This window comes from Streptomyces sp. CGMCC 4.7035 (assembly GCF_031583065.1).
Classification (GTDB): Bacteria; Actinomycetota; Actinomycetes; order Streptomycetales; family Streptomycetaceae; genus Streptomyces; species Streptomyces yaanensis.
The window spans coordinates 4,336,552-4,360,526 of the sequence record NZ_CP134053.1; the positions used below are offsets into that span (position 1 = coordinate 4,336,552).

20 protein-coding genes and 1 pseudogene are annotated in these 23,975 nt (G+C 69.9%); 9 read left to right on the plus strand and 12 right to left on the minus strand.

The window, feature by feature from the left end:
• The first annotated feature begins 99 nt into the window (after positions 1-99).
• On the plus strand, positions 100-1,374 hold the full coding sequence (locus tag Q2K21_RS18620; protein ID WP_310772314.1) for an APC family permease: 1,275 nt from the start codon (positions 100-102) through the stop codon (positions 1,372-1,374).
• Positions 1,375-1,601: 227 nt separating this feature from the next.
• On the opposite strand, the gene tgmB is transcribed toward Q2K21_RS18620, so the two are convergent.
• The 4 genes from tgmB to Q2K21_RS18640 form a co-directional block, all read right to left on the minus strand.
• Entirely contained in the window at positions 1,602-2,579 is a 978-nt protein-coding gene (tgmB, locus tag Q2K21_RS18625; protein ID WP_310772316.1) for an ATP-grasp ribosomal peptide maturase, read from the minus strand.
• Between the two features lie 16 nt (positions 2,580-2,595).
• Positions 2,596-2,787, minus strand: coding sequence for a putative ATP-grasp-modified RiPP (gene tgmA / locus Q2K21_RS18630; RefSeq protein WP_310772318.1), 192 nt, complete (start codon positions 2,785-2,787; stop codon positions 2,596-2,598).
• Between the two features lie 231 nt (positions 2,788-3,018).
• Entirely contained in the window at positions 3,019-5,712 is a 2,694-nt protein-coding gene (locus Q2K21_RS18635; protein WP_310772320.1) for an NACHT domain-containing protein, read from the minus strand.
• 88 nt (positions 5,713-5,800) lie between these two features.
• Positions 5,801-6,610, minus strand: a complete 810-nt coding sequence (locus tag Q2K21_RS18640; RefSeq protein ID WP_310772322.1) for an SGNH/GDSL hydrolase family protein — start codon at positions 6,608-6,610, stop codon at positions 5,801-5,803.
• 469 nt (positions 6,611-7,079) lie between these two features.
• Here Q2K21_RS18640 and Q2K21_RS18645 point away from each other — a divergent pair, with 469 nt between their 5' ends.
• Both Q2K21_RS18645 and Q2K21_RS18650 read left to right on the plus strand, forming a co-directional pair.
• A complete protein-coding gene (locus Q2K21_RS18645; protein ID WP_310772324.1) occupies positions 7,080-7,454 on the plus strand; it encodes a roadblock/LC7 domain-containing protein in 375 nt (124 codons plus the stop codon).
• A gap of 200 nt (positions 7,455-7,654) precedes the next feature.
• Positions 7,655-8,026 carry an ArsR/SmtB family transcription factor gene (locus Q2K21_RS18650; protein WP_310772326.1) on the plus strand — a complete coding sequence of 124 codons (372 nt, stop codon included), beginning with the start codon at positions 7,655-7,657 and terminating at the stop codon, positions 8,024-8,026.
• A gap of 13 nt (positions 8,027-8,039) precedes the next feature.
• On the opposite strand, the pseudogene Q2K21_RS35800 reads toward Q2K21_RS18650, so the two are convergent.
• Positions 8,040-8,140: pseudogene (locus Q2K21_RS35800) on the minus strand (Gfo/Idh/MocA family oxidoreductase); the annotation flags it as partial.
• 221 nt (positions 8,141-8,361) lie between these two features.
• On the opposite strand from Q2K21_RS35800, the gene Q2K21_RS18655 reads away from it, so the two are divergent.
• On the plus strand, positions 8,362-9,357 hold the full coding sequence (locus Q2K21_RS18655; RefSeq protein WP_310781082.1) for a LacI family DNA-binding transcriptional regulator: 996 nt from the start codon (positions 8,362-8,364) through the stop codon (positions 9,355-9,357).
• Between the two features lie 105 nt (positions 9,358-9,462).
• Here Q2K21_RS18655 and Q2K21_RS18660 read toward each other — a convergent pair whose 3' ends face one another.
• A complete protein-coding gene (locus tag Q2K21_RS18660; protein WP_310772328.1) occupies positions 9,463-10,398 on the minus strand; it encodes a substrate-binding domain-containing protein in 936 nt (311 codons plus the stop codon).
• 230 nt (positions 10,399-10,628) lie between these two features.
• On the opposite strand from Q2K21_RS18660, the gene Q2K21_RS18665 reads away from it, so the two are divergent.
• Positions 10,629-11,174, plus strand: a complete 546-nt coding sequence (locus tag Q2K21_RS18665; protein WP_310772330.1) for a DUF1697 domain-containing protein — start codon at positions 10,629-10,631, stop codon at positions 11,172-11,174.
• Between the two features lie 262 nt (positions 11,175-11,436).
• On the opposite strand, the gene Q2K21_RS18670 is transcribed toward Q2K21_RS18665, so the two are convergent.
• Positions 11,437-12,282 (minus strand): alpha/beta fold hydrolase, encoded by an 846-nt coding sequence (locus tag Q2K21_RS18670; protein ID WP_310772332.1) that lies wholly within the window; start codon positions 12,280-12,282, stop codon positions 11,437-11,439.
• Between the two features lie 70 nt (positions 12,283-12,352).
• Complete coding sequence (locus tag Q2K21_RS18675) at positions 12,353-13,078, minus strand: alpha/beta fold hydrolase (RefSeq protein ID WP_310772334.1); 726 nt, start codon at positions 13,076-13,078, stop codon at positions 12,353-12,355.
• Between the two features lie 358 nt (positions 13,079-13,436).
• Between Q2K21_RS18675 and Q2K21_RS18680 the strand changes: the two genes are divergently transcribed.
• Positions 13,437-14,273, plus strand: a complete 837-nt coding sequence (locus Q2K21_RS18680; RefSeq protein ID WP_310772337.1) for an alpha/beta fold hydrolase — start codon at positions 13,437-13,439, stop codon at positions 14,271-14,273.
• 607 nt (positions 14,274-14,880) lie between these two features.
• Here the strand turns inward: Q2K21_RS18680 and Q2K21_RS18685 are convergent.
• From Q2K21_RS18685 to Q2K21_RS18700, 4 genes are read right to left on the minus strand one after another with little or no spacing between them, the layout of a single operon-like run.
• Complete coding sequence (locus Q2K21_RS18685) at positions 14,881-16,596, minus strand: ATP-binding cassette domain-containing protein (protein ID WP_310772338.1); 1,716 nt, start codon at positions 16,594-16,596, stop codon at positions 14,881-14,883.
• Positions 16,593-18,422 (minus strand): ABC transporter ATP-binding protein/permease, encoded by a 1,830-nt coding sequence (locus Q2K21_RS18690; protein ID WP_310772340.1) that lies wholly within the window; start codon positions 18,420-18,422, stop codon positions 16,593-16,595. The genes Q2K21_RS18685 and Q2K21_RS18690 overlap by 4 nt, the downstream gene beginning before the upstream one ends.
• Positions 18,419-19,681 carry a cytochrome d ubiquinol oxidase subunit II gene (locus tag Q2K21_RS18695; RefSeq protein WP_310772342.1) on the minus strand — a complete coding sequence of 421 codons (1,263 nt, stop codon included), beginning with the start codon at positions 19,679-19,681 and terminating at the stop codon, positions 18,419-18,421. The genes Q2K21_RS18690 and Q2K21_RS18695 overlap by 4 nt, the downstream gene beginning before the upstream one ends.
• Positions 19,674-21,041 (minus strand): cytochrome ubiquinol oxidase subunit I, encoded by a 1,368-nt coding sequence (locus tag Q2K21_RS18700; protein WP_310772344.1) that lies wholly within the window; start codon positions 21,039-21,041, stop codon positions 19,674-19,676. Before Q2K21_RS18700 ends, Q2K21_RS18695 begins: the two co-directional genes overlap by 8 nt.
• Positions 21,042-21,501: 460 nt before the next feature.
• On the opposite strand from Q2K21_RS18700, the gene Q2K21_RS18705 reads away from it, so the two are divergent.
• The 3 genes from Q2K21_RS18705 to Q2K21_RS18715 all read left to right on the plus strand — a co-directional run bounded on the left by Q2K21_RS18705 (position 21,502) and on the right by Q2K21_RS18715 (position 23,893).
• Positions 21,502-22,599, plus strand: a complete 1,098-nt coding sequence (locus Q2K21_RS18705; protein WP_310772346.1) for an LLM class flavin-dependent oxidoreductase — start codon at positions 21,502-21,504, stop codon at positions 22,597-22,599.
• Complete coding sequence (locus Q2K21_RS18710; RefSeq protein ID WP_310772348.1) at positions 22,596-23,213, plus strand: FMN reductase; 618 nt, start codon at positions 22,596-22,598, stop codon at positions 23,211-23,213. The genes Q2K21_RS18705 and Q2K21_RS18710 overlap by 4 nt, the downstream gene beginning before the upstream one ends.
• A gap of 236 nt (positions 23,214-23,449) precedes the next feature.
• Complete coding sequence (locus Q2K21_RS18715) at positions 23,450-23,893, plus strand: SsgA family sporulation/cell division regulator (protein ID WP_310772354.1); 444 nt, start codon at positions 23,450-23,452, stop codon at positions 23,891-23,893.
• The last annotated feature ends 82 nt before the right edge of the window (positions 23,894-23,975 follow it).

Here is a 23,975-nt window from a genome sequence, read left to right on the forward strand (position 1 = left end):
TCAGGGCCGGTGACCGCACCGCCCGACGTGCCACCTGGCGTTCACGTATCACAGATATCGTCGCTCGACATCGGAGAACGACACATGGGTGGTGCGGGCATGGTGCAGGCGTCGCGGGGTGAGGGATCCGCCGTGCTGGAGCGACGGCTGGGAGTGGTCGACGCCGTGGTGATCGGGCTCGGTTCGATGCTCGGTGCGGGGATCTTCGCCGCTCTCGGGCCGGCCGCGCGGGCGGCGGGGTCGGGGCTGCTGACCGGACTGGCGGTCGCGGCGGTGGTGGCGTACTGCAACGCCATGTCCTCGGCCCGGTTGGCCGCACGCTATCCGCAGTCCGGCGGGACCTATGTCTACGGTCGTGAGCGGCTGGGAGAGTTCTGGGGCTGGCTGGCCGGATGGGGGTTCGTGGTCGGGAAGACCGCGTCGTGTGCGGCGATGGCGCTCACCGTGGGCTCGTATGTGTGGCCGGGGCACGCACACGTCGTCGCCGTGGCCGCCGTGGTGGCGCTGACCGCGGTGAACTACGTGGGACTGCAGAAGGCGGCATGGCTGACGCGGGCGATCGTCGCGGTGGTGCTCGTGGTGCTCGCTGCCGTGGTGGTGGCCTGTCTGACCTCGGGCGAGGCGCGGGCCGGGCGCCTCGATGTGGGGGCGGACGCGACCGCCACCGGGGTGTTGCAGGCGGCGGGGCTCCTGTTCTTCGCGTTCGCCGGATACGCCCGGATCGCCACGCTGGGGGAGGAGGTACGGGATCCGGCGCGCACGATCCCGCGGGCGATTCCGCTCGCGCTGGGTATCACCTTGGTCGTGTACGCGGCGGTCGCCGTGGCGGTGCTGGTGGTGCTCGGGCCGAAGGGACTGGCGGGTGAGGCGGCGCCGCTGGCCGAGGCGGTGCGGCAGGCCGGTGTGCCGGGGCTGGCTCCGGTGGTGCGGGTGGGGGCCGCGGTCGCCGCGCTCGGCTCGCTGCTCGCGCTGATCCTGGGTGTCTCACGTACGACGTTGGCGATGTCCCGCGATCGTCACCTGCCGCACGTCCTGGCCGCCGTCCATCCGCGGTTCAAGGTGCCGTACCGGGCCGAACTGCTCGTGGGTGCCGTGGTGGCGGTTCTCGCCGCCACCACGGATGTGCGCGGCGCCATCGGGTTCTCCTCCTTCGGGGTTCTCGTGTACTACGCCATCGCCAACGCCTCCGCGTGGACCCTGACCGCCGAGGAGAAGCGGCCGCCGCGCATCATCCCCGTCGTCGGGCTCGTCGGCTGCCTGTCGCTGGCCTTCACCCTGCCCGCCTCGTCGGTCGTCTGGGGCGCGGCCGTGCTGGTCGTGGGGGCGGTCGCGTACGGGGCGCGGCGCGGCGTCAGGGCACACCGGACGCCGTAGGCTCCGCGCGCATCCGACGGCGAGACCCGGGCGGCCCGGGAGCGAGCGCCTCGCCGCCTGCGCAACGGGCCTAGCGGTCACCGGCGTTCGACCGCCCTGTGGACGCGGCGGGCACGGCCGTCCACCATCCGTCGCGTGTGCGTACCCAGGAGGGTCGTCGGGGGAGCGGTCATGACCCCGCGTCGTGTCCGCCCCGAGGCGCCGTGCCGCACGGCCCCTCACCGGTATCAGCGGGTCATGCGGAGCGGGCCGACGGGGCGTGACGTCGAATCCGGCTCGTGGCGCGCCAGCCATTCCGCGATGGTGCGGGCGATCGGCTGTCCCGTGTCCATCTCTATGAATCCGAACTGGCCCGACTGGTTGCACTCCAGGAACCACCAGATCCCGTCGGCGTCCTCCGCGAAGTCAAAGGCGCCATAGGCCAGTTCGGCCTGGCGGAGATAGTCGTGCACGGATGTGGCGATGCGCGGCGGGACGTTGACGGGTTGCCAGGGCTCGGTGGAAGGGGAGAAGCGGACGTCGACGTGGTCGGCGTCAGGGACGGCCGGTTTGCGGGCGGCCAGCAGCCGGTCGCCGACGGCGGTGAGGCGGATGTCGGCGCGCTTGGCGATCCGCCGTTGCAGCAGGGTCGGGCCGAACGCGACGGCGGAGAAGTCGGCGTCCGGAGCGATACGAGTGGTGGGCACCGCCCTGGGTGGATCCTGGGGGTGCGTGCCGGAGACGGGCTTGACGACCAGGTCGGGGAAGCGTTCGGCGAACTCCCGGGCGGCCTGCGGAACGGTTGTGATCAAGGTGGCCGGCACGGGGAGTCCGCTGCACTGGGCGACGCGGAGCTGCCAGGGCTTGTGGCGGGCCCGTCGGGCGGCGTCGGGCCGGTTCATCCAGCGTGCGCCGGTGCTGTGCAGCATCCCGTACAAGGCCTGTGCGGATTCCTCGGTCAGCCAGACGGACGGCTCGGCGACCCGCGTGGCCGGAACTCCGGGCCTGCGCACCCAGATGGACCGCAGTCCGTTCGTGCTCACCAGGCGGTCGCCGGTGGACACGTGTCCGCGGTAGGCCCCGTGCACATACTCGCCCGAGAGGGCGACCGGGCCGGGGAGATCCGCGGGGTCGAGCCGGACCACCGGAACCCCGGCTCCGCTCAACTCGGCCACCACCATGTCTGCCGTCACGTCCTGTTCAGAGGTGAGGATCAGCACGGTCATCGTCGACGTTCCGTGTTCAGTCGTCGAAGTGCGTCTTCGAGCCGGCGGTGGAGGTCGTGGACCCCCACTCTCGCAACACGGCGTAATCGCGAGCTGCGATCCGTCCGTCGGCGAGTACGTTCAACTGCAGTCCGGAGTCGTAGCTGTACGGAGTGCTGACCTCCAATTCCTCGATCGGGCAGGCGTAGTTGAGCGCGAACGGTCGCATGGGCTCTCCTTGTTCGTTGCTTCCTCGGTCAAGCGGACGGTGACACTCCGGTGTTACTGCCGCCTGCCGGGTCGCCCTGCTTTCACGGAGTTATACGAATCGAACGAGTGAATGGTTGCATCACGTTGTGTAACCATGGGACGGCCTCACCTCGGCTCGGTCCCTCGCGCATGTTCGCCACCAGCGCGTCGAGCGGCAGCGTCGGTCGCGTCGACCCCGCCGCTCATCGCGTCAGCCCTGCCAACGGCCACCCGAGAAGCGCGCGAACGCGTCGACCACATCGGGGGGCATGGTCGGGCGCACGTGCAGCGGCAGCACGAGATACCACCCGTCCCGGCCGCGGAACACCGGCTTCGGCGTCGGCGCCCCGGGCTTGAGCCGCACATGCGGGCCGAAACAGCGCTGGTTGCGGCCCCGGACATAGACCTGCCGGACGCCGGCCGCGAGGACGTCCTGCCAGGCGTAGGCAACCCGGTGGCGTCCCATGCGGGCCTCGATCCCGTGGGCGTCGACGCGCAGTTCCCGGGTGGTCTTCGGCAACAGGTACGCCACGATGTTGATGAGGAGCGCGAAGACGGGCCAGAACGCCACGCTGACCCAGCCCGCCGGCTCGTCCCAGTTACCGGTCGCCGCCAGGCGCAGCATCGCGACGACCATGAACAGTCCGCCCCACGGCCAGTGGCCCAGTGGCAGGCGGCGGTCGCGGCCCGAGAAGACGTACGCCTGGTCCGTGGAGAGCGCGGTGTAGCCGCGCAGCTCGTGCATCGCCGGTGGGTTGTCCAGCATCTCCGAGAAACGGGGCAACGGCTCGGCGGCGGGCGGTCGTCGGCGCGGCTGGGGTTGGGTGACGACGAGGGGCTGCTGTCGTGGTGCCGGGACGGCGGGCGAGGGCGTCGCGTGCCGTTCGCGTCCTGCCAGGTGTTCCTGGAGCCGAAGATGCCGGAAGCGATAGGTGCCGCCGTACCGCATGAGAAGTCCCTGGCCGTAGGCGTCCCGGAGGAACTCCATCAGCGACCAGGGCACCCGGCCCAGCAGCGCGAGCCATGCCTTGGAGACCACCCACAGCGACCACTCGCTCAGCACGACGAGCACCATCACGGCGCCGGTGAGGGCCTTCACGGAGGCCGCCGTGACGTCCACGGGCCCCTTGCCGGTCAGCAGCGCGTGTGCGCCCGCGCCGAGACCGATCATCGGCGCGACCACGCCCAGGGTGAGCAGGGTGGTGCGGCGCTCGTCGCGCAGGAGTTCGTCGGGTGTGGCGGCGTCGACGGTGTCCGACGGCGCGGCGATCACAGCCATCACCAGAGCCGGTGCGGCGAAGCTCAGCAGGGCCTGCGCGGCGAACGCGCCGGGGTGGGAGTAGCTTTGGGCCAACAACGCCAACAGCGCACTCGGCACCAGGAGGACGGCGAACGCCGTCAGGCCCCGGCGCACGGAGGCCGCGCGTGAGGCCGAGCGCAGGGCGGCGCCCGCTTTGAAGGGGTTGGCCCGGCGCCGTGGCTCCCAGATCCGGTCGCCGAACCAGAACATCGTGGCCATCTGAAGGCTCATACCGAAAGCGAAACCGGCCAACATGTCGGTGTGCTCGAAGATGCTCGCCGGCAGCACCGAGTCCCCGTACGTGTCCTGCGCCCATGTGGTGACCGACAGCACCGACTCGGCGAGCACGATGCACAAGGCCGCCAGTGTCGGCACGGTGAGGAGACGGGCCGCCCATGCCCGGTTCAGGCGCCACCAGGAGAACTCGGCGGTGCGACGGCGGTCGAGTTCGCGGGCGAGGAAGGCGAGCCAGCCCCGGGCGCGCACCGCGTTCCAGCGGCCGGGCGCGTGAAGCCGCTCCGTGTCGTGGGCGCGCGGCGCGAAGGCCGCCGGGATCACCTCGTCCAGCAGATGCTTCTCGACGGCCTCCCGCGTGGGCAGCCAGGCCCGGTCGGTGAGCCGGGCCGGGTCGGCGTACGGGCCGCTGTAGGCGCGGCGGGCGAGCCAGATCATCAGCGGGGTCGTCAGTGCCCGCGCGAGCGGCCCATCCGGGTGTTCGGCCAACTCGTCGACCACCTGGCCCCACCGCTCGTGCAGCGCGTCGGGGGCCGTACGCAGCAGATAGCGGGCCGCGTCACGGGGGCCGACCGGGAGGGCCTCGATGTCGGAGACGCCGGCCATGTGCAGGCCGAGGGCGCGGTACTCCTCGGTGCGGGAGGCCATGACGAAGCCCGACTCCCGGGGAGCCGCGTCGAGTTCGCGGACGACGGCGGCCCGGCGGTGGTCGGGGAGCTCGTCGAGGCCGTCGAGAACGGCCAGGACCCGGCCGTCACGCACCAGACGACGGGCCGGATGCTCCCCGGCCACCCGTGGCAGGCCCGGATGGTCTTCCTCGATGCGCCCGACCAGCCAGTCGCGGAAGGCCATGGTCTCCGCCTCCCACGACTCCAGCGACAGCAGCACCGGGACGGGCGTGGCGCGGTCGCCGAGGACACCCCGGGTCACATCGCCCAGGTGACGCTCGGCCAGGCGCAGGACGGTCATGGCGAGCAGAGTGGACTTGCCGGAGCCGGGGCCACCGAGCACGAGCATCCGCCGCGGGTCGAGTCCGCACAGCGTGTCGACGACGTCACCGAGCCGGTCGCTGCGTACGGCCGCTCCGGTGTCCGCGGAGGACGTCCAGCGCGCGAGCCACCGCACGGAGAGCGGGGCCTGCGTGTCGCCGAGGTCCCAGGCGGCGGCCTCGGCCGACCACCGGGCGCGCACCGCGCGGGCCAGCTCCTCGGCGGCGATGTCGGCCGGGTCGCGGGTGGGCGGCAGGTTCACCACGAGGTTGCCGTGGACGTAGCCCACCTGGACCAGGTACTCGACAGTACTGTGCTGGACGATGTTGCGCACTTCGGACGGCGATTGCCATCCGCCCCACTCACCCCGTTGAGTGTCCATAGCCAAAGTGTCTGTCAGACATCCACGGACGTCACGTACTCATGGGTTTGTTGAGGTGCCGGCACCACCGGCCTGCCCCGCGCGGCGTTCAGGCCGCGCCGGTGAACACGCGAAGGTAGCCGCGGGACTGCCCGAGTGCTGTGGGGTGGTACGACTCGGTGACGGCGAGCCAGTTGACGCTGCGCATCCAGGGGCTGGAGGAGCAGATCTCGTGCCCGGAGAAGGCGGACCTGACGTCGCCGAAGGTGAACCCGTGGTCGGCGACGCGCTTCGCGATGACACCGTTCAGATGGTCCACGGCGTTGTTGATGGCGGACCGCTCGCTGTCCGAGAGGCCGGCCGAACAGGTGCCGTGGAGCTTGTACAGGTGCGGATAGCCCAGAACCACGACGCGGGCGGCCGGTGCCTTCCTTCTGATGGCCGTGTAGAGACGGTCCAGGTTGCCCGGGAGGGCCGCGTCCATGTAGGAGCGCGCCTTGGCGACGGCGGACAGGCATGCGCTGTGGCCTCGCAACACACAGGTCATCATGACGTCGGAGAACCCCGAGTCGCTGCCACCGACGGTGATGCTGACGAGGCCGGTACGGGTACTGAGCGCGCCGAGCTGGCCGGCCATGACATCACTCGTGCGTGCGCCGTTGCACGCGGTGAAGGTGAACGACGACGGTGCATGGGCCGCGGCCCACAGCGCGGGATATGACTGGCTGCTGCGCAGGCACTCGACGCTGGAGCCGAGGTAGCTGCCGGCCCCCACGCCGGCGGAGTAGGAGTCACCGAGGGCCACGTAGCCCGTGGCCCTCGCTTCGGGGGCCGCCTGCGCCGTCGTGGCACCGGTGACGGTGCAGGCGGCGGCGAGGAGGAGCGAGGAGATGCATGCCGTGATTCGGGACTGTCTCATAACCCTCCCTTAGCACGGCACGTTCGCCCCGGCTGCCGTGGTCGCCATCCCCTGCTCGGTCGTGTTGAGCGGCGTCCACGACCATGCCGATCCCTGAAGCGCCCCGCGTGGGAAAGGATTTCCGCCGGACTCGGCGCGCGGTGGTGTGTCCTGCCCCGAGCAGACTTCACCCGAAGAGCCGTCACTCAACCGGCAGAGGACCTTTCGGGCAGGAGAGGGCCACAAGGGCGGTGGCGTAGACACCGCAGTACTCCGTGTCCGTCCCCGGAAGACCGACAGCGGGGCGGCTCTCAGGCGGTCACTCGCTGTGCAGAAATGATCAAAAGATCCCGTGTCATCCGGCATTTCGGAGCTCCCTGCGTCAGTCGCGGAACAACTCGGCTGCTTGCCGCGCCCAGTACGTAGGGTCCGGGGCACCGGCCGGGCGGAAGATGCCCGGGCCGCGCAGTGACCAGGAGGAGACAGCGGTATGGCCAATGTGGAGATCTCTCTCAAGGAGACGATGACCTCGATCGAGGGTGCGCTGGGAGCCGCTCTCGTCGACTACACCAGCGGTATGGCGCTGGGCACCCTGGGGGGTGGCAAGGACCTCGATCTGGCTGTCGCGGCGGCGGGCAACACGGATGTGATCCGCGCCAAGACCCGCACCATGGACCACCTCGGCCTCAAGGGAGAGATCGAGGACATGCTGATCACGCTCGGGCATCAGTACCACATCCTCCGGCCGCTCAAGGGCCGCAGCGGCAACGGGTTGTTCCTCTACCTCGTGCTCGACAGGGCGAAGTCCAACCTGGCCATGGCCCGCCATCAGCTCAAGCGCATCGAGGCCGAGCTGGAGGTGTAGACAGCCGTTTCCTCACTGCCTCCGCACACCCACGACTTGAAGAGTTCTTCATCTGGGTACATCCAGAACAGGACAATCTCATGGGTGTGCGGGGCTCCAACCGCGAGGATCGGTCCGCAACGCAGGCCGCGGCGGCACGAATTGGGCCGTCGCGCTCACAACAGACCCCACCAGATGCGGCAGGGAGCGAGCGATTCACCATGCAGGTCCCCCTCTACCAGGCCAAGGCCGAGTTCTTCCGCATGCTCGGGCACCCCGTGCGCATCCGGGTCCTGGAGCTGTTGCAGAGCGGCCCCGTTCCCGTACGCGACCTGCTCGGCGAGATCGAGATCGAACCGTCGAGTCTCTCGCAGCAACTGGCCGTACTGCGCCGCTCGGGGATCGTGGTGTCCATCCGGGAGGGCTCCACCGTCAGCTACGCGCTCGCCGGCGGTGACGTCGCCGAACTCCTGCGCGCGGCTCGCCGGATCCTGACCGAACTGCTCGCCGGTCAGAGCGAGCTCCTGGCCGAACTCCGCCAGGCCGACCCTCAGCCGGCCCTGGTCCCGGGCAGTGCCGACCGACCCTCGTGAGCGGTGGTGGCGGGGGCTTCTCGGAGAACACCGGTTTGCCGGCGGCGCTGGCGTTCAGACGTGCTCGGCGTGGGTGGGGCCCCACGAGGTGACGAGGACGACTTCCACGTCAGGAAGCCGATCATCGGGGGCTCCCTTGAGCCGGCGGCGGGCTCCGGAGTTTCACGGGGAGGTTGACTGGCGCGCTCTACTGGAGCGCTCTAGACGAGTACGATGAGCCCTGTTCAAAAGTCATGTCAAGAGCTTGTTGCCGAGAGCTTTCGGGACTGCCCGTAAGGTGAGGGCGTCGAAGGGTGGGTTCACAGGTGGATGCGTCGGGCAAGCAGCGGCCCACGATGGCGGACGTCGCCGAGAAAGCGGGCGTGTCCCGGGCGCTCGTCTCGATCATCTTCCGCAATCAGCCGGGAGCGAGCCAGGAGACCCGTGAGCGGGTGCTGCGCGTCGCCGACGAGCTCGGATACCGGCCCGACAGCGCGGCCCGGCTGCTGGCCCGCGGTCGCAGCCGCACCCTCGGCGTGATGTTCACCGTGCACCAGACCTTCCATACGGACCTCATCGAGGGGATCTACCCCGAGGCGGAACGGCTCGGCTACGACGTCCTGCTCTCCGCGGCGGCTCAGGGCCGTAGTGAGGCCAAGGCGGTGGAGGCCTTGCTGAGCCACCGCTGCGAGGCGGTGATCCTGCTCGGCCCGGACGCGGAGTCCGCCTACCTGGAGGAGCTCGGACGCCGTACGGTCGCCGTCTCGGTCAGTCGCCGAGTGCCCCGTGCCCGAGTGGACTTGGTGCACAGCGCGGAGGGCAAGGGCGTGTGGCAGGCCATGGACCACGTTGTCGAACTGGGCCACCGCCTGATCGTGCACATCGACGGCGGCCGCGGTCCCGGGTCGGCCGAGCGGCGGCGCGCCTACCGGGCCGCGATGCGCCGGCGTGGACTGGAGTCCGAAGTCCGGGTGATCCCCGGCGACCACACCGAACAGTCGGGCATCGAGACGGGGCGTCTGCTGCTGGCCGAACGCGACCGTGGGCTGCCGCTTCCTACGGCGGTTCTCGCGGGCAACGACCGAAGCGCGATGGGCCTGTTGATGGCCCTGACGCGGGCGGGTGTCGAGGTTCCACGGGACATGTCCGTCATCGGCTACGACGACAGCCACCTCTCCCATCTGATGCCGATCGGTCTGACCACGGTCCGGCAGGACGCGGTGCTCATGGCGGAGCATGCGGTGCGGTTCGCGGTGGAACGGCTGGAGAACCCCGAGCTGGAGCCCCGGGAAGCGGTGCTGGATCCGAAGCTGGTGATCCGGGGGACCAGCGGGCCGGCGCCACAGGGATGAGGGCCCTCACCCGCCGCGGGGGTTCGACGCGAGTGGTGGGTGTGGCCCTGGTGATCAGGACGGCGCCGATGGCGCCGGTCCTCGTGTTGTCGGTTCCCGCTCTCGTTATCGGGTCCCGTTCGCGGCGAACTTGGCGATGTCGTCGACGTTGTCCTTGGTGATGAAGGCGGGTCCGGTGAGCACCGGAGCGGTGCCGCCGCCGCTGAAGTTGCCGTTCGTCTTGTACAGCCACAGGGAGTCGACGGCGAGATAGCCCTGCAAGTAGGGCTGCTGGTCGACCGCGAACTCCACCTTGCCGTCCTGGACGGCCTTCACCAGTTCCTTGTTGAGGTCGAAGGTCGCGACCTTCGACTTGCTGCCCGCGTCGGACACGGACTGCACGGCGGTCAGCGCGAAGGGGGTGCCGAGGGTGACCACCTGGTCGATGGAGGAGTCCTTCTGGAGCTTGGCGGTGATGGTCGACTTCACCGAGGGCATGTCGGTGCCGTTGACATAGATGTTCTCCGTCTGGCCCTCGAAACCCTTCTTCAGACCGGCGCAGCGGGCCTCCAGGGCGACCTGTCCCTGTTCCTGGATGACACAGAGGGCGTGCTTGGCGCCGAGCTGGTTGAGCCGCTGCCCGAAGGCCTGGCCCGCGATGTTCTCGTCCTGACCGAAGTACTCGAGCATGCCGAGCTGCTTCCAGTTGCCCAGACCGGAGTTGAAGCCGACGACCGGGATGCCGGCCGCCTTGGCCCTGGCCACCACGGCCTTCATCGCGTCCGGCTTGGCCGTCGTCAGTGCGATGCCGTCGACCTTCTGGTCGATGGCGTTCTGCACCAGGTTGGCCTGGTTGCCGGCGTTGGGGTCGCTGGAGTAGACGAGCTTGATGTTGTCCTTGGCGGCGGCTGCCTCGGCGCCCTTGCGGATCAGGTCCCAGAACGTGTCGCCGGGGGCCGCGTGGGTGACCAGGGCCACTGTCATGCGCGGGGTGCTCGCCTTGCCTGCCGAGGCAGCGGCTGTCCTGAGCGCGGGCGCACGGAGTTCTGGCGGGGCGGTCATGGGTGCGGACCGCCTGTCTCTCTGCCACTAGAGCGCTTTATTAGCGCGCTCTAGTGGCACACGTACTATGGAGCCGCCCACAGGGGATGTCAACAGGTTTGTCATGACGTTCCAACAAAACCCTGCGCTGCTGTCCGGGCCCCGTTCCCCGGCACCGGACCGGGCCTGTGAACCGTGGCTATACTGGCGCGGCCCGAGACCAGGGGTTCCCACGGATAGGGTGATTGGTTGTGCTCTACATCGCGTTTCTGCGAGGCATGAACGTCCCCGGTCGTTCGGTGAAGATGGAGCGTCTCCGAGGACTGTTCCGGGACATGGGATTCAGCTCGATCCGCAGCCACATCCAGAGCGGGAACGTCTTCTTCGAGACCGACGAGGAGGATCGGGCGGTGCTGAGCGACACCATCGGCACCCACCTGCGGGAGGCCCTCGGCTACGAGGTGGCGGTCTGCCTGCGCACGATCCCGGAGGTGGAGGAGCTGATCGCGCTCGATCCGTTCAAGGACATCACCGTCACCGACGACATGCGCTGCTGTGTGGTGTTCACGACCGAGCGGATAGATCCGGCGCTGGAGTTGCCGCTGCTCTCGCCGAAGAAGGACATGGAGATCATCCGCACCACGCCGTACGAGGCATTCGTCGTCTGGTACCTGATCAACGGCAGGGCGCCCGCCGCCAAGGGATTCCAGGAGCGGCACCTCGGGCGCGATGCGACGACGCGCTACTTCCACACCGTCGTCGACATTCTCAACGCTGCCAAGAAGGGCGCGGCCTGAGGTCAAGAGGTGGGCTGAGGCTCAAGGGGGCTGAGGCTCAAGGGGGGAGGCTCAAGGGGCGAGCTGAGGTTCAATGGGCGGACTGAGGCTCAATGGGCGGGCTCATACCCAAGAGGTGGGCTCATGCCCAAGAGGACCGAGGGCCTTCCCGTAAGACGGCTGAGCGCCCGGACCACAAGGGCCGGGCGCTCAGGGGCGACAATCCTCCACACCCTCGGTGGGCTGTGTGACGGTGCCACCCCGGGTCCACCAGGCGGTTCGTTCAGCGGGCCGAGCGGGTGGCGCGCAGGATCAAGTCGGTGACGGGACCCGGGTCGCTCACGGCAACCGCGTGGGGCGCGCGCACCCTGACGGTGCGGGCGCCGGCACGGTCGGCCATCCACTCCTCGGCGGCCGGAGGGATGTTGCGGTCCTCGGTGGCCACGAGATACCAGCTGGGGATCTTCTTCCACGCTGCCGCGGTGGACTTCTCCTGGAGTGCGGCCAGGGCGATCGGGCGTTGCCCCACGGCCATCACCTGAGCGGTCGTGGCCGGGACACCTGCCGCGAACTGCTCCCGGAACAGCTCCTTCTTGATGATCAACTCCTCACCCTGGCCACCCCCGGGCAACGGGTAGTACTGGGTGGCCGTGGCCTGTGCCAAGGTGCTGCCGGGGTACTTGGCGGTGAGCTCCAGGGCGCTCTCGCCGATCTCCGGGACGAAGGCGGCTATGTAGACCAGGGCCTTGACCCGCGGCGCGTCGGCCGCGGCGACGCTGATGACCGATCCGCCGTAGGAGTGGCCCACGAGGACGATCGGGCCCGGAATGCTGTCCAGGACGCTGCGGATGTAGGCGGCGTCGCTCGCCAGCCCGCGCAACGGCAGTGCCGGTGCCAGGACATGGTGGCCCTGCCGCTGGAGCCGCTCGACGACAGCGTTCCAACTGGAGGCGTCGGCGAACGCGCCGTGGATGAGGACGATGGTGGGCCTGCCCTCATGCGGGTGCCCACCGGTGGACCGGTCCTGCGCCGGTGACGGAGCGGAGAACGCGGCAACGGGTGTTCCCAGGGCGGCGGCGCCGGCCAGGAGTGAAACGGTGACTGTGCGGCGAGAGATCGGTGAGTTCATCGTTCGCTTCCTGCGGTGGTGACAAAAGGTACGGTCCGGGGCCCGGCAGTGGGCCGACGCGCGGCACGCTTCACCGGGCGGTGGCCCGGACCGCCTCGTGGATCAGTTCGGCGACACGCTCGGGGTGCGCGAGCATCACCAGGTGCGAGGAGTCGACCTCGACGGTGGTCATGCCGGCCCGCTGGTAGCCGTAGCGCTCGACATCGGGGTTGATCGTGCGGTCGGCCGAGGCGACCAGGCCCCAGGAGGGCTTGGTCTTCCACGCCGCGACGGGGGCCGCCTCGGTGAAGGCCTGCGCGGCCAGTGGACGCTGGGAGACGGCGAGGACGGAGGCGAGGCGGGGGTCGACGTCCGCGGCGAAGATCGACGGGAACTTGTCGATCCGGACCGACACGTCGGTACCCGGAGTGGTCGAGCCCTCGATCGGGAAAGGCGTGTAGACGAGAGCGGCGGCGAGGTCGGAGTCCGGGAAACGGCCCTGCAGTTCGCCCAGGCTCTCGCCCTTCTCCAGGGCGTAGCCGGCCAGGTAGACCAGCGCTCTGACGTTGTCCTCCGCACCGGCGACGGTGATGACGGCACCGCCGTAGGAGTGTCCCACCAGGACGACCGGTCCGGGTATCTGACGGACGAGCGAGGCGATGTAGGCGGCGTCACCGAGCAGGCTGCGGTTGGGCACCGCCGGGGCCACCACGTCCAGCCCGCGGGCGATCAGTTCGGGGATGACCCGGGAGAAGCTGGATGCGTCGGCGAAGGCACCGTGGACCAGGACGACGGTCGGGCTGCCGGACGAAGACATGACACAACTCCTTATGAAGGATGGTGACGGCTGATGGACGACCCGGCTGGTCGGTTGAGTCGGCCGCCCGCGCCGGGGATGGAAGCAGCCCGAGGAACGGGCTATTGGAACGGTAAGGACGAACGGCGAAGGCACGTTGTCTGTGAGCGCCCGAACCCTGGTCCGTCCGCGCCCGGGATCTGGAGCCTGCGATCTCCGGGTCTGCGATCTCCGTGTCCTCGGTCTCCGCGTCCGCGATCTTTGCGCCCGCGGGCAAGGAGTGGTGCGCTGCGCGACAACAGGCGCCACGGCGTCGGCGTTAACGTCAAGGTCGTTCCGTGCCGTGCGCACCAGTCATCAGAAAACGAGGAAGCAACGCATGCCGTACATCACCGTGGGTCAGGAGAACTCCACTTCCATCGAGCTGTACTACGAGGACCATGGAACCGGGCAGCCGGTCGTCCTCATTCACGGCTTCCCGCTCGACGGCCACTCCTGGGAGCGGCAGTCGGCCGTGCTGCTCGACGCCGGCTACCGCGTGATCACGTACGACCGCCGTGGTTTCGGGCAGTCCAGCCAGCCGACGACCGGCTACGACTACGACACCTTCGCGGCCGACCTGAACACCGTGCTGGAGACCCTCGACGTGCGGGACGCCGTCCTGGTCGGCTTCTCCATGGGCACCGGAGAGGTCGCCCGGTACGTGTCCACGTACGGCTCCGCCCGGGTCGCCAAGGTGGCTTTCCTGGCCTCGCTGGAGCCCTGCCTGCTCAAGTCCGACGACAACCCGGACGGGGTGGCCCCGAAGGAGTTCTTCGACGGCGTTGTCGCGGCCGTGAAGGCCGACCGGTACGCGTACTACACCGCCTTCTACAAGGACTTCTACAACCTGGACGAGAACCTCGGCACCCGGATCAGCGAGGAGGCCGTACGCAACAGCTGGAACGTGGCGGCGGGCGGTGGTTTCTTCGCTGCCGCTGCCGCGCCGTCGACCTGGTACACCGACTTCCGGGCCGACATCCCGGCCATCGACGTACCGGCCCTGATCCTGCACGGCACGGGCGACCGGATCCTGCCCGTCGAGGGGACCGCGCGGCCGTTCCACAAGGCGCTCCCGTCCGCCGACTACGTGGAGATCGAGGGCGCCCCGCACGGTCTGCTGTGGACCCACGCGGAAGAGGTCAACGCCGCGCTCCTGGCGTTCCTGGCGAAGTGACCGCGCGTCGACAGTAGTTGACCGATCCCGGTCGGCCACCATGGCGCAGCGACATCGCGAGATGCGGCTGTCGGTCGGACCGGGATCATCCGCGGCTTCAGCGGCAGGCCGCCGCCCCTCCGAGGGGCGGCGGCCTGCCGGCTTGTCTGGCCACTGGGCCACCGTGGACACGGACGGATCGGCCCGGCCCACGGTGGCCCGTCGGCTGTCCTGGACGCTGCTCGCCATGCCCGACGCCTGGACGCCGACGTCCACGAACACCTGGACGAGCACGCGACAAGTCGTCGATGCCGCGCGTAAGCGCCGGCACTTCCACCGGCTGTACCCGGGGGTGCGGCCGCCCCGGGCAGCCGTCGGCGGGCGCTCCCACCCGGCCCCTCACCCGGCTTCAGGCCGTCGGCGAGGGCGGCCACCGTCCGCCACTGCGAAGCCGCCCGTGGCCCATGCTCCAGGCCCCCGAAGCCCCATGCGCCGACCCCTGAGTCAGGCCAGGCCCTCGACGGTCGGCGTCGCCGCCGACCCCAACTCCCTTGACGCCCTGGGCGAGCGTTCGGTAGCAGCCCCCGTAGGGCACCGGCTCAACCCCGGCCCTCCTGCGTGAAGCACCTCAGTCACCGAGCACGGAAGAGCGGACCGCGCCGCCCACCCGTGCGGCGGCGGCCCGGCCCGGCGTGTACGGGGCCGCCCACTCGGGCAGGTGCGGCCGGTCGGCGGCCCGCCCGAGCCGGATGACGGTGGTCGGCGTCCGGTCCAGCAGGTCAAGGTCCTGCTCCTGCATGGCGATCACCACCGCGGTCTCGGGCAGCGCTTGGGGCAGCGCGGCCAGGAGCGCCTCGGCGGTGGGGCGGTCCAGTCCGGCGGACGGTTCGTCCAGCAGCAGGACCGGGGGACGCCTCAGCACGGCGCGAGCCGTGGCGAGGCGCCTTCGTTGCCCTTGGGACAGCAGGCGCCCGCCGGGGCCGACCGGTGTGTCCAGCGGCAGGGCCGACAGGCCGACCACTGCCAGTACGTCCCGTAGTGCGGCGGCGTCGGCCGACGGTGCCGCCTGACGCAGATTGGCCGCCACCGTGTCGTCGGCGAGCCAGTCGTCGGCCTCGACGAGGGTCACCGTTTCGGCGACGGCCTGCGTCGGCAGCTCGTGCACGGGCGTGCCGTCGAGCAGGACCGTGCCGACGGGAGCCGGTACGCGCCCGGCGAGCCGGTTGAGCAGGGTCGACTTCCCGCTGCCGTTGGGGCCGGTGACCAGCACCAGGACAGGGCCTTTCAGGGTCACGGTGAGTTTCGCCGGCGAGCCGTTGATCGGGAGACCGTTCGTCTCGATGGAGCGGGCCGTCGGCCGCGGTCGGTCCTGGGGCCGCTCGTCAGCGGCGAAGGGAGCGAGGGGAGCGAGGCGTTCGGCCGCGTCCCCCGCCTGCGCCAGACACTGCATCAGCCGGGGAAGTCTCTCCAGGAGCTCCCACCCGGCCGCCACGAGCAGCACCTCGCCCACCACGACGGCGACCGGCTGGGCGGGGGCGCCGCGCAGGCCGATGACCAGTACCGCTGCCTGGCCGACCGCGGCCGCAAGACGCAGTGACAGACGGCCATCCCGTTCGGCTCGGGCAGCGGCCCACTCGGCACGCTCGACGGCGGCTGTCGCGTTGGTGGCCGTCCGCCGAGCCTGCGGCAGGGCATCCAGGCACCGCAGTTCGTTGAAAGCGGCCCGGCTGCCGAGCAGTACGGTACGAAGCGCGGCCCTGGCCTCGGCCGCGGCGGCCAGGTGGGTTCGCGCACGGCGGTGGGCTTGCCGGGCGCAGGCGAGGCCGGCCGCCCAGACGACCAGTTCGGCCGCCCCCATGAGCGGCATGGCCCACAGCAGCAAGGCCTCGACCAGGCACGCGGTGGTGACCGCTGCCACCAACGGGGCGATGGCGTTCGCGGGCAGGCCCGCGACGGTCTCCACATCGACGGTGAGCCGGGTGAGCAGCGTCCCGTCACGTTGTCCGCGCAGCTTGTGGGGGGTGAGGTGGGCAGCACCACGGGCCAGCCGAGCGCGCAGGGCCACCTGGGAGGCCAGCATTGTCCGATGGTTGGCGAGGCGTTCGACGTAGCGCAGACCGGTGCGGGTCAGGGCCAGTGTCCGGACGGCGCCCGAGGGATACATCCAGGACCAGGTCGTGTTGGCCTGGAGGGTGACCACGGCGCAGGTCGTCAGGAACCAGCCGGACACACCGAGCAGTGCGGCGCCACTGAGTTCGGCTGCCGCGGCCGGCAGCATGCCGATCAGGAGGGCGCGGAGCGGGGTCGCGGTGCGCAGCAGCCGCCAGGCGCTGACGCGCTTCATCGGGCCCTCCCTTGGTTCATCCCGATGCCCTGGTCCGGCACGATGTCCTGGTCCATACCGATGTCCTGGTCCAGCACGATGTCCCGGTCCAGCACGATGCCCTGGTCCAGCACGATGACTTGGTCCGCCAGCGGTAGCAGTGCGGGACTGTGGGTGGCGAGCAGGACGGTACGGTCGCGGGTCAGGGTCCGCAGGGCGGACAGGACGCGCCGCTCCGCTTCCGGGTCGAGGTGGGCGCTGGGTTCGTCCAGACACAGCAGGGGTGCGTCCCGCAGCAGTGCCCGGACCAGGGCGAGCTGCTGGGACTGGCCGGAGGACAGGCCGGTGCCACGCTCGCCCAGTGGTGTGTCCAGCCCCCGCGGCAGTGCGGCCAGGAGGTCTTCGAATCCGAGGGAGGCGACGGCGTCCAGCAGCTCGTGGTCGTTCGCGGTGGGACGGGCCAGGAGGAGGTTCTCCCGCAGGGTTCCGGGCAGCAGGTGCGCCGGCTGGCCCACCCAGGAGACTCGGCGGGGATCGGCGGGGACGGCGCGGCCGTCCAGCAGGTGGAGCACGCGTCCGCCGTCCGGGGCGCACAGGCCGGCCGCGACGGCCAGCAAGGTGGACTTGCCCGCCCCGCTGGGTCCGGTGACGGCGAGGCACCGCGCCGGGGCGAGGTCCACGCTGACGCCGTCCAGGGCGGGTCTCTCCCGTCCGGGGTGGTGGACCCTGACCGATTCCAGGCGTACCCCGGGTGGCGCCGCGGTCCGTCGTGCGGGCCGGACCGGTTCGGTGGCCGGTATGAGGTTCTCGCCGGGCGCGTCCAGTATCGGGGCCAGCAGGTCCGCGGTGGCGGTCGCCTGGGCGCGGGCGTGGTACCCGGCGGCCAGGTCACGGGCCGGAGCGAAGTAGGCGGGCACCAGGACGAGGACGAACAGCGCGGCGGACAGGCTCATGTGGTCCGGTACGAGGGGCACGCGCAGGTAGTCGAGCAGGACCAGGCCGCAGTAGGTCGCGACCACGGCGAGGGTGCCGGTGATGAGCAGTTCGATCCACGCGGTGGAAAGGAAGGCGATCCGCAGCACCTTCTCGGTGCGATGGGCGACTTCCTGGTCGTGCCGGGCCGTCGCACCGGCCGCTTCGTCGTGAGCGCCGAGCCCGACCAGGGTGGGCAGGCCGCGCAGATGGTCCAGCAGCCGAGCCTGGTGGGCGCGGATCGCCTCCAGTTGGGCGCGGACGGCGGTCTGCGTGCCCAGGCCGATGACCTTCAGGTTGGCCGGCAGCAGTGGAGTGGCGGCCAGCACGAGCAGGGCGACGAACCAACTGCCGCAGGCGATCGCCGCCAAGGTGAGGCCGCTGCCCAGCAGCATGGTGGTTCGCGCGGGCAGGTAGTCGGTGAGCCAGTCGGTCAACCGGTCCACTTCGCTGTCGACGGCCTGGGCCGGCGCGGCGTCGTCCAGGTCGGTGCGGGCCGGGCCGTGGACGGGCAGCGCCGCCTCGACGAGCCGGCCGCGCAGGGACTCGCGTACGGTGCGGGCGCCGCGTGCGGCTGCCGCGTCGCCCGCGGCCAGCAATCCGGCTCGCAGGGCCACGCCGGCCACCATCAGCAGGGCGGGGAGCAGGACGGCCGAAGGGTGCGGGTCGCCGCGCAGTGCGGACAGTCCTCGCTGGGCGCCCCAGGCAAGACCGCCCGACCAGGTGACGGTGCCGAGCTGTGCCGCGCCGCGCAGGAGTCCCGCGCACCGCAGCTGAGGCAGCCCGAGAGCCGCCCATTCCTTCAGCCTGGCGGCCGCCCGGTCTTCGCGCCCCTCTGCGGCCAGTTCGTCTAGGAGCACGGTGGCGGTGCTCACGGGGCGGTCTCCACCCTGGTCTCCGCGTCGTAGTATCCGGCGCGTCCGTCGCGGCGGTCTCCGATGATCCAGGCGGCCAGTGCCGTGCAGGACAACCCGGTGACACCGATCGGGCCGATCCATTCGGCGACGCCGCCGAACACGTCCTGGGACAAGGCGGTGGCCAGGATCCCGATCACCACCAGCAGGACCCGCCGCACGATCGTCCGCGGGGCGCTGGTGGACACGGGTGCGATCGTGACGGGGTGGGCTCGCGCACGCAGCGGCGGGAGAGGGTTCTCGACCGGATCGCTGTACTTGCCCCGGAAACTCCGCCAGGCGTACACGTTGTAGGCCAGCACGAAGGGCATGCTCAAGCCGACGCCGAGGACCAGGAAGAGCTGGGAGGAGTGGGGACTCGCGGCCTGATGGACGGTCAGCCCGGGCGGCACGACGACCGGTACGGAGGCCACGGCCAGCCCCACCAGCCCACAGGCCATCAGCGTGGCCACGGCCGCGAACGGCCGCCAGTCGGGGCGGCGGCCGAAGCCGTACCAGGCGACGGCGCCGGCCACGGCAGCGGCGGCGACGGCGATCCAGAACAGCACGGCCCGCACGGGCTGCCCCAGGTGGAACTCCTGCGGGTCGGCGCTCTCCAGCGTCATGCCGAGTACGAGCGCCATGACCGCGGTGACCACCAGCAGGGACCGTCCGGTACGGCGGACGCCAGATGGAGACCACCCTTCGGTCTTGTCCTGCAGCCAGGCGGCCCCGGCCAGCAGGTAGACAGCGACCAGGCCGAGAGCGCACAGCACGCTGTAGAGGCTGAACCAGTCGAAGGCCGCGCCCTCGAAGGTCCCGTTGCGATGGTGCGGGCCGGTGAGCACGGCGCCGAGGATGAGGCCTTGGCACACGGTGGCGGCGAGCGACGCCCCGCCGAACAGCAGCGCCCAGCCCCGCCGGTAGCCGCCTGCCGCGCTCTGCATCTCCAGGCCGAGGCCGCGCAGGATGATGGAGACCAGCATGACGATCAGCGGCAGATAGACGCTGGGCAGCACCACGGCGTAGGCGCCGGGCAGGCCGGCCCAGAGAACGACGCCGACCAGGATGATCCAGCTCTCGTTGGCGTCCCAGGCCGTGGCGACGATTTCGGTGTACTCGCGTCGACGCGCCGGCGGGGCCGCCAGACTGAGCATGCCCACCCCGAGGTCGTAACCGTCGAGGACGACGTACATGCCGAGCGAGAAGAGAACCAGGGCGTAACTGGCGTACTCAAGCAACGAGGGCCTCCGATGCGTCGGGCGAGGCAGGCCCGGTGGGCAGTGCCTCGGGGCCGGCCTTGACCGTGCGGACGATGTAGCGGGCCCAGATGGCCAGCAGACAGGCGTAGAGCAGAACGAAACCGGCCAGGCTGGCGGCGACTTCGAATGTGGTCAGGTGGGAGACCGCGTCGGAGGTGCGCAGCTGGCCGTAGACCACCCAGGGCTGGCGGCCCGTCTCGGCGACGATCCATCCGCCGGTGATGGCGATGATTCCGGCCGGGGTCATCCACACCATCCACCGCAGGAAGCGCGGGGAGTCGAAGAGGCGCCGCCGCATGCGCAGGACCAGGCCCGCGAAGGCCGTACCGAACATGAGCAGCGCGGTGAAGTACATCGCGCGGAAACCGTAGAAGGTGGTCCACATGTTGGGGCGCTCGTCGGGCGGGGTCCCCAGCAGTCCGGGCGTCGTCGTCCTGCCGCTGAGGTCCTGGGCGATGACCGAGCCGAGATAGGGAATCTCCACATGCAGCCTGTTCTCGCCCTTGTTCATGTCGGGGACGATGAGCAGGTTGTAGCCGTTGTTGTCGCTCTTCCAGTTGCCCTCGAACGCCTCGAGCTTGGGGAGCTGGTGCTGTCCCATGAAGACCGCCGTGCCGTCTCCCACGTACAGCTGAATGGGCATCAGGACCGCCAGCACACCGAGTGCGATGGACAGACAGCGGCGGGCCATGGGCTGGGCGTGCACCCGGTTCTTGACCAGGTACCAGGCGGAGATCCCGCCGACGAACCAGGCGGCGCTGATCAGCACGGCCAGCAGCATGTGCGGGAAGCGATGGGCGAAGGCGGGGTTGAGCAGGATGCCGATCCAGTCCCTGGCGTGGAACTGGCCGTCGACCTTCTGATAGCCGACCGGGTCCTGCATCCAGCTGTTGGCAGACAGGATCCAGGTCGTGGACAGCAGCGTTCCGAAGGCGACCATCCAACTGGCCAGGGCCATCGTGCGCGGGCGGATCCGTCCGTCCCCGTAGAGCATCAGGCCGATGAATCCCGCCTCCAGGAAGAAGGCAGTGATCACTTCCATGCCGATGGTGACACCGATGATCGGACCGACCGCGTGGGCGTACGTGCCCCAGTTGAGGCCGAACTCGAAGGTCATCACCGTGCCCGCGACCACGCCCAGGCCGAAGCCGACGGCGAAGATCTTCTTCCAGAACCGGAAGATCTGCAGGTACAGGGGGTTTCCGGTGCGGACGTAGATCGTGTACACGACCGCGAGGAGCACGGAGAGTCCGACGGTCAGCGCGGGAAAGGTCATATGGAAGATCGCGGTGATCGCGAACTGCCATCGTGACAGTTCGACCACGGTCGGCGAAGCCATGGGTACTCCAGGGGAGGAGGCGGCGGTCTTGACGAGGCATCGGGGGCGGGGCCGGGGCCGGTGGGCCGTGGCCACAGTCAGGCATGTCCGGGTTGTGCGGAGGGGCTGCTGTCACGCGCCACCCGATGCCGTCGGAGCGCCTGTCGGTCCGCGCGTGGACGAGAACCGCAGCGGTCTTGCCCCTCGGCCGGCAGCTTGCCTTCTTCGCAGAGGCCGAGCCGGCCGGGTGGACGCGGTCGGCGCCTTGGGGCACTGACACGTTAGACCTCGACCGCCGGCGCGGATTGTCTGTGGGTGCCGTGCCACTTGTCCGCCACTGCACACGTGTGGCGCGCCCCGGGCAGGCGGACCGGAGGAGGGCGCTGGAGGACATGACCCTGTGCACACACAGTCATGGCGACCCTGTGAGCGGCGCCTAACGTTCCAGGAACCATACGTTTTGCCGGAAGAAGAGGGTCCCATGCAATTCGGTATCTTCACGGTCGGTGATGTGACGACCGACCCGACCAATGCCCGTACGCCGTCGGAGCACGAACGCATCAAGGCGATGGTCGCCATCGCGCTCAAGGCCGAGGAGGTCGGCCTGGACGTCTTCGCGACCGGCGAGCACCACAACCCGCCGTTCGTGCCGTCGTCCCCGACCACCATGCTCGGCTACATAGCCGCCCGCACCGAGAAGCTGATACTTTCCACCGCCACCACGCTGATCACCACCAACGACCCGGTGAAGATCGCGGAGGACTATGCGATGCTCCAGCACCTGGCCGACGGCCGGGTCGACCTGATGATGGGCCGCGGCAACACCGGGCCGGTGTATCCGTGGTTCGGACAGGACATCCGGGAGGGCATCAACCTCGCCAAGGAGAACTACGCGCTGCTGCGTCGGCTGTGGCGCGAGGACGTGGTGAACTGGGAGGGCAAGTTCCGCACGCCCTTGCAGGGCTTCACTTCCACACCGCGTCCGCTGGACGGCGTCGCGCCGTTCGTCTGGCACGGCTCCATCCGCTCTCCGGAGATCGCCGACCAGGCGGCCTTCTACGGTGACGGCTTCTTCCACAACAACATCTTCTGGCCGGCCGAGCACACGAGGCGGATGGTCCAGCTGTACCGGCGACGGTACGCACACTACGGTCACGGCCGGCCCGAGGAGGCCATTGTCGGTCTCGGCGGGCAGGTGTTCATGCGGAAGAACTCGCAGGACGCCGTTCGGGAGTTCCGCCCCTACTTCGACAACGCGCCCGTCTACGGGCACGGACCGTCGCTGGAGGAGTTCACCGAGCAGACCCCACTGACGGTGGGCTCTCCCCAGGAAGTCATCGAGCGGACGCTGTCCTTCCGTGAGACCGTCGGCGACTATCAGCGGCAGCTGTTCCTGATGGACCACGCGGGCCTGCCCCTGAAGACGGTTCTGGAACAGCTCGACATCCTCGGCGAAGAGGTGGTGCCCGTCCTGCGCGAGGAGTTCGCGAAGGGCCGCCCGGCCGACGTACCGGACGCGCCGACGCACGCGGCGCGCGTCGCGGCTGCTGCGGCCTCGGAGGGAGTGACCGCCGCATGAAGTTGGTCGCCGTGTCCGCAGGACTGAGCACTCCGTCCTCCACACGCCTGCTGGCGGACCGTCTCGCCGAGTCGGTCCGCGACGAACTCTCCGCCGAGGGCCACGACGTGGAGGTCGAGGTCATCGAGCTGCGGGAACTGGCCGTCGCCGTCGCGAACAACCTCGTGACCGGCTTCCCGCCGCCGCAACTGGCCACCGCGATCGACGCGGTGACGGGTGCCGCGGGTCTGATCACTGTCAGCCCCGTGTTCACCGCGTCCTACAGCGGGCTGTTCAAGTCCTTCTTCGACCTGATCGACCCGGCCGCCCTCACCGGCAAGCCGGTCCTGATCGCGGCGACCGGAGGCACGGCCCGCCACTCCCTGGTCCTGGAGCACGCCCTGCGCCCGCTTTTCGCCTACCTGCGGGCCGTCGTCGTCCCCACCGCGGTGTACGCGGCGTCCGAGGATTGGGGATCCGGTGGCGACGAGTACACCGAGGGCCTGCCCGCACGCATACGGCGGGCGGGCGGCGAGCTGGCAGCCCTTATGGCCGCCCGCCCGGCCGAGGCGGCGTCGGAGGAGGACGACATCACCGCGCTCGAGCGGCAGCTCTCCGACCTGCGCTTCGACTGAGGCCTACGCCGGCGGGCCACAGGGCGGGCACGCTGCGCACCGACCGGGGTCGCGCACCCGAGCCCCTGTGGCGCTCATCGACCTGAGCCCCACAGGGGCTCATCGGTGCGTGAAAGCCCGTGTTTCGTGCTCTCACGGGCAACACTTCGTACATTCTTCGGCAAGCACTGTGAATCGGAGGATTTAGGGTCATTTGTAAAGCAAGATACCTAGGAAGCAACTGATCGAGGTACGAAATGACTCAGTCGTTTTCCGGCGCCGGCGACTGGACCTCCGTCACCCATGAGGTGGTGGTGCACGTCATCGTCACGGACGAACCGCCGATATCACTGCCCGCCGAGCTGCGCTACGACAGGAGAGACCCCTACGCCGTGTGCCTCTCCCTGGGAGGCACATCGACCGGCACGGTCGACTGGGTTTTCGCCCGCAGTCTCCTGGCGCAGGGTCTGCGCCGGCCGGTGGGTGAGGGAGATGTCCTCGTGCTACCCGGGCACCGCTGCCATCGCAACTCGGTGCGCCTGGTCGTCAGGTCCACCAAGGGAGCCGCCGTGCTGGAAATCGCGGCTTCGGCAGTCACCGTTTTTCTGCAACAGGCCGATCTGGTCGTGCCACCGGGCGCGGAGGGGCTGCATATCGACCTGGACCGCCTCATCGCCGAGCTCATGGCGGGACGCGAATGACGGACCGCCCGGCAGGTCCGGCCGGCCGCGCCCCGGATCTAGCGGATTCACGCGATGTGCCGACGCTGGCCCGCTGGCACGG

Coding starts and splice junctions, on each gene's coding strand:
- Q2K21_RS18685 (WP_310772338.1), bottom strand. CDS start 16,596: ATGAAGCGCGTCAGCGCCTGGCGGCTGCTGCGCACCGCGACCCCGCTC.
- Q2K21_RS18710 (WP_310772348.1), top strand. CDS start 22,596: ATGAAGTTGGTCGCCGTGTCCGCAGGACTGAGCACTCCGTCCTCCACA.
- Q2K21_RS18660 (WP_310772328.1), bottom strand. CDS start 10,398: ATGACCGCCCCGCCAGAACTCCGTGCGCCCGCGCTCAGGACAGCCGCT.
- Q2K21_RS18640 (WP_310772322.1), bottom strand. CDS start 6,610: ATGAGACAGTCCCGAATCACGGCATGCATCTCCTCGCTCCTCCTCGCC.
- Q2K21_RS18620 (WP_310772314.1), top strand. CDS start 100: ATGGTGCAGGCGTCGCGGGGTGAGGGATCCGCCGTGCTGGAGCGACGG.
- tgmA (WP_310772318.1), bottom strand. CDS start 2,787: ATGCGACCGTTCGCGCTCAACTACGCCTGCCCGATCGAGGAATTGGAG.
- Q2K21_RS18675 (WP_310772334.1), bottom strand. CDS start 13,078: ATGTCTTCGTCCGGCAGCCCGACCGTCGTCCTGGTCCACGGTGCCTTC.
- Q2K21_RS18670 (WP_310772332.1), bottom strand. CDS start 12,282: ATGAACTCACCGATCTCTCGCCGCACAGTCACCGTTTCACTCCTGGCC.
- Q2K21_RS18715 (WP_310772354.1), top strand. CDS start 23,450: ATGACTCAGTCGTTTTCCGGCGCCGGCGACTGGACCTCCGTCACCCAT.
- Q2K21_RS18645 (WP_310772324.1), top strand. CDS start 7,080: ATGGCCAATGTGGAGATCTCTCTCAAGGAGACGATGACCTCGATCGAG.
- tgmB (WP_310772316.1), bottom strand. CDS start 2,579: ATGACCGTGCTGATCCTCACCTCTGAACAGGACGTGACGGCAGACATG.
- Q2K21_RS18635 (WP_310772320.1), bottom strand. CDS start 5,712: ATGGACACTCAACGGGGTGAGTGGGGCGGATGGCAATCGCCGTCCGAA.
- Q2K21_RS18705 (WP_310772346.1), top strand. CDS start 21,502: ATGCAATTCGGTATCTTCACGGTCGGTGATGTGACGACCGACCCGACC.
- Q2K21_RS18680 (WP_310772337.1), top strand. CDS start 13,437: ATGCCGTACATCACCGTGGGTCAGGAGAACTCCACTTCCATCGAGCTG.
- Q2K21_RS18655 (WP_310781082.1), top strand. CDS start 8,362: ATGGCGGACGTCGCCGAGAAAGCGGGCGTGTCCCGGGCGCTCGTCTCG.
- Q2K21_RS18650 (WP_310772326.1), top strand. CDS start 7,655: ATGCAGGTCCCCCTCTACCAGGCCAAGGCCGAGTTCTTCCGCATGCTC.
- Q2K21_RS18700 (WP_310772344.1), bottom strand. CDS start 21,041: ATGGCTTCGCCGACCGTGGTCGAACTGTCACGATGGCAGTTCGCGATC.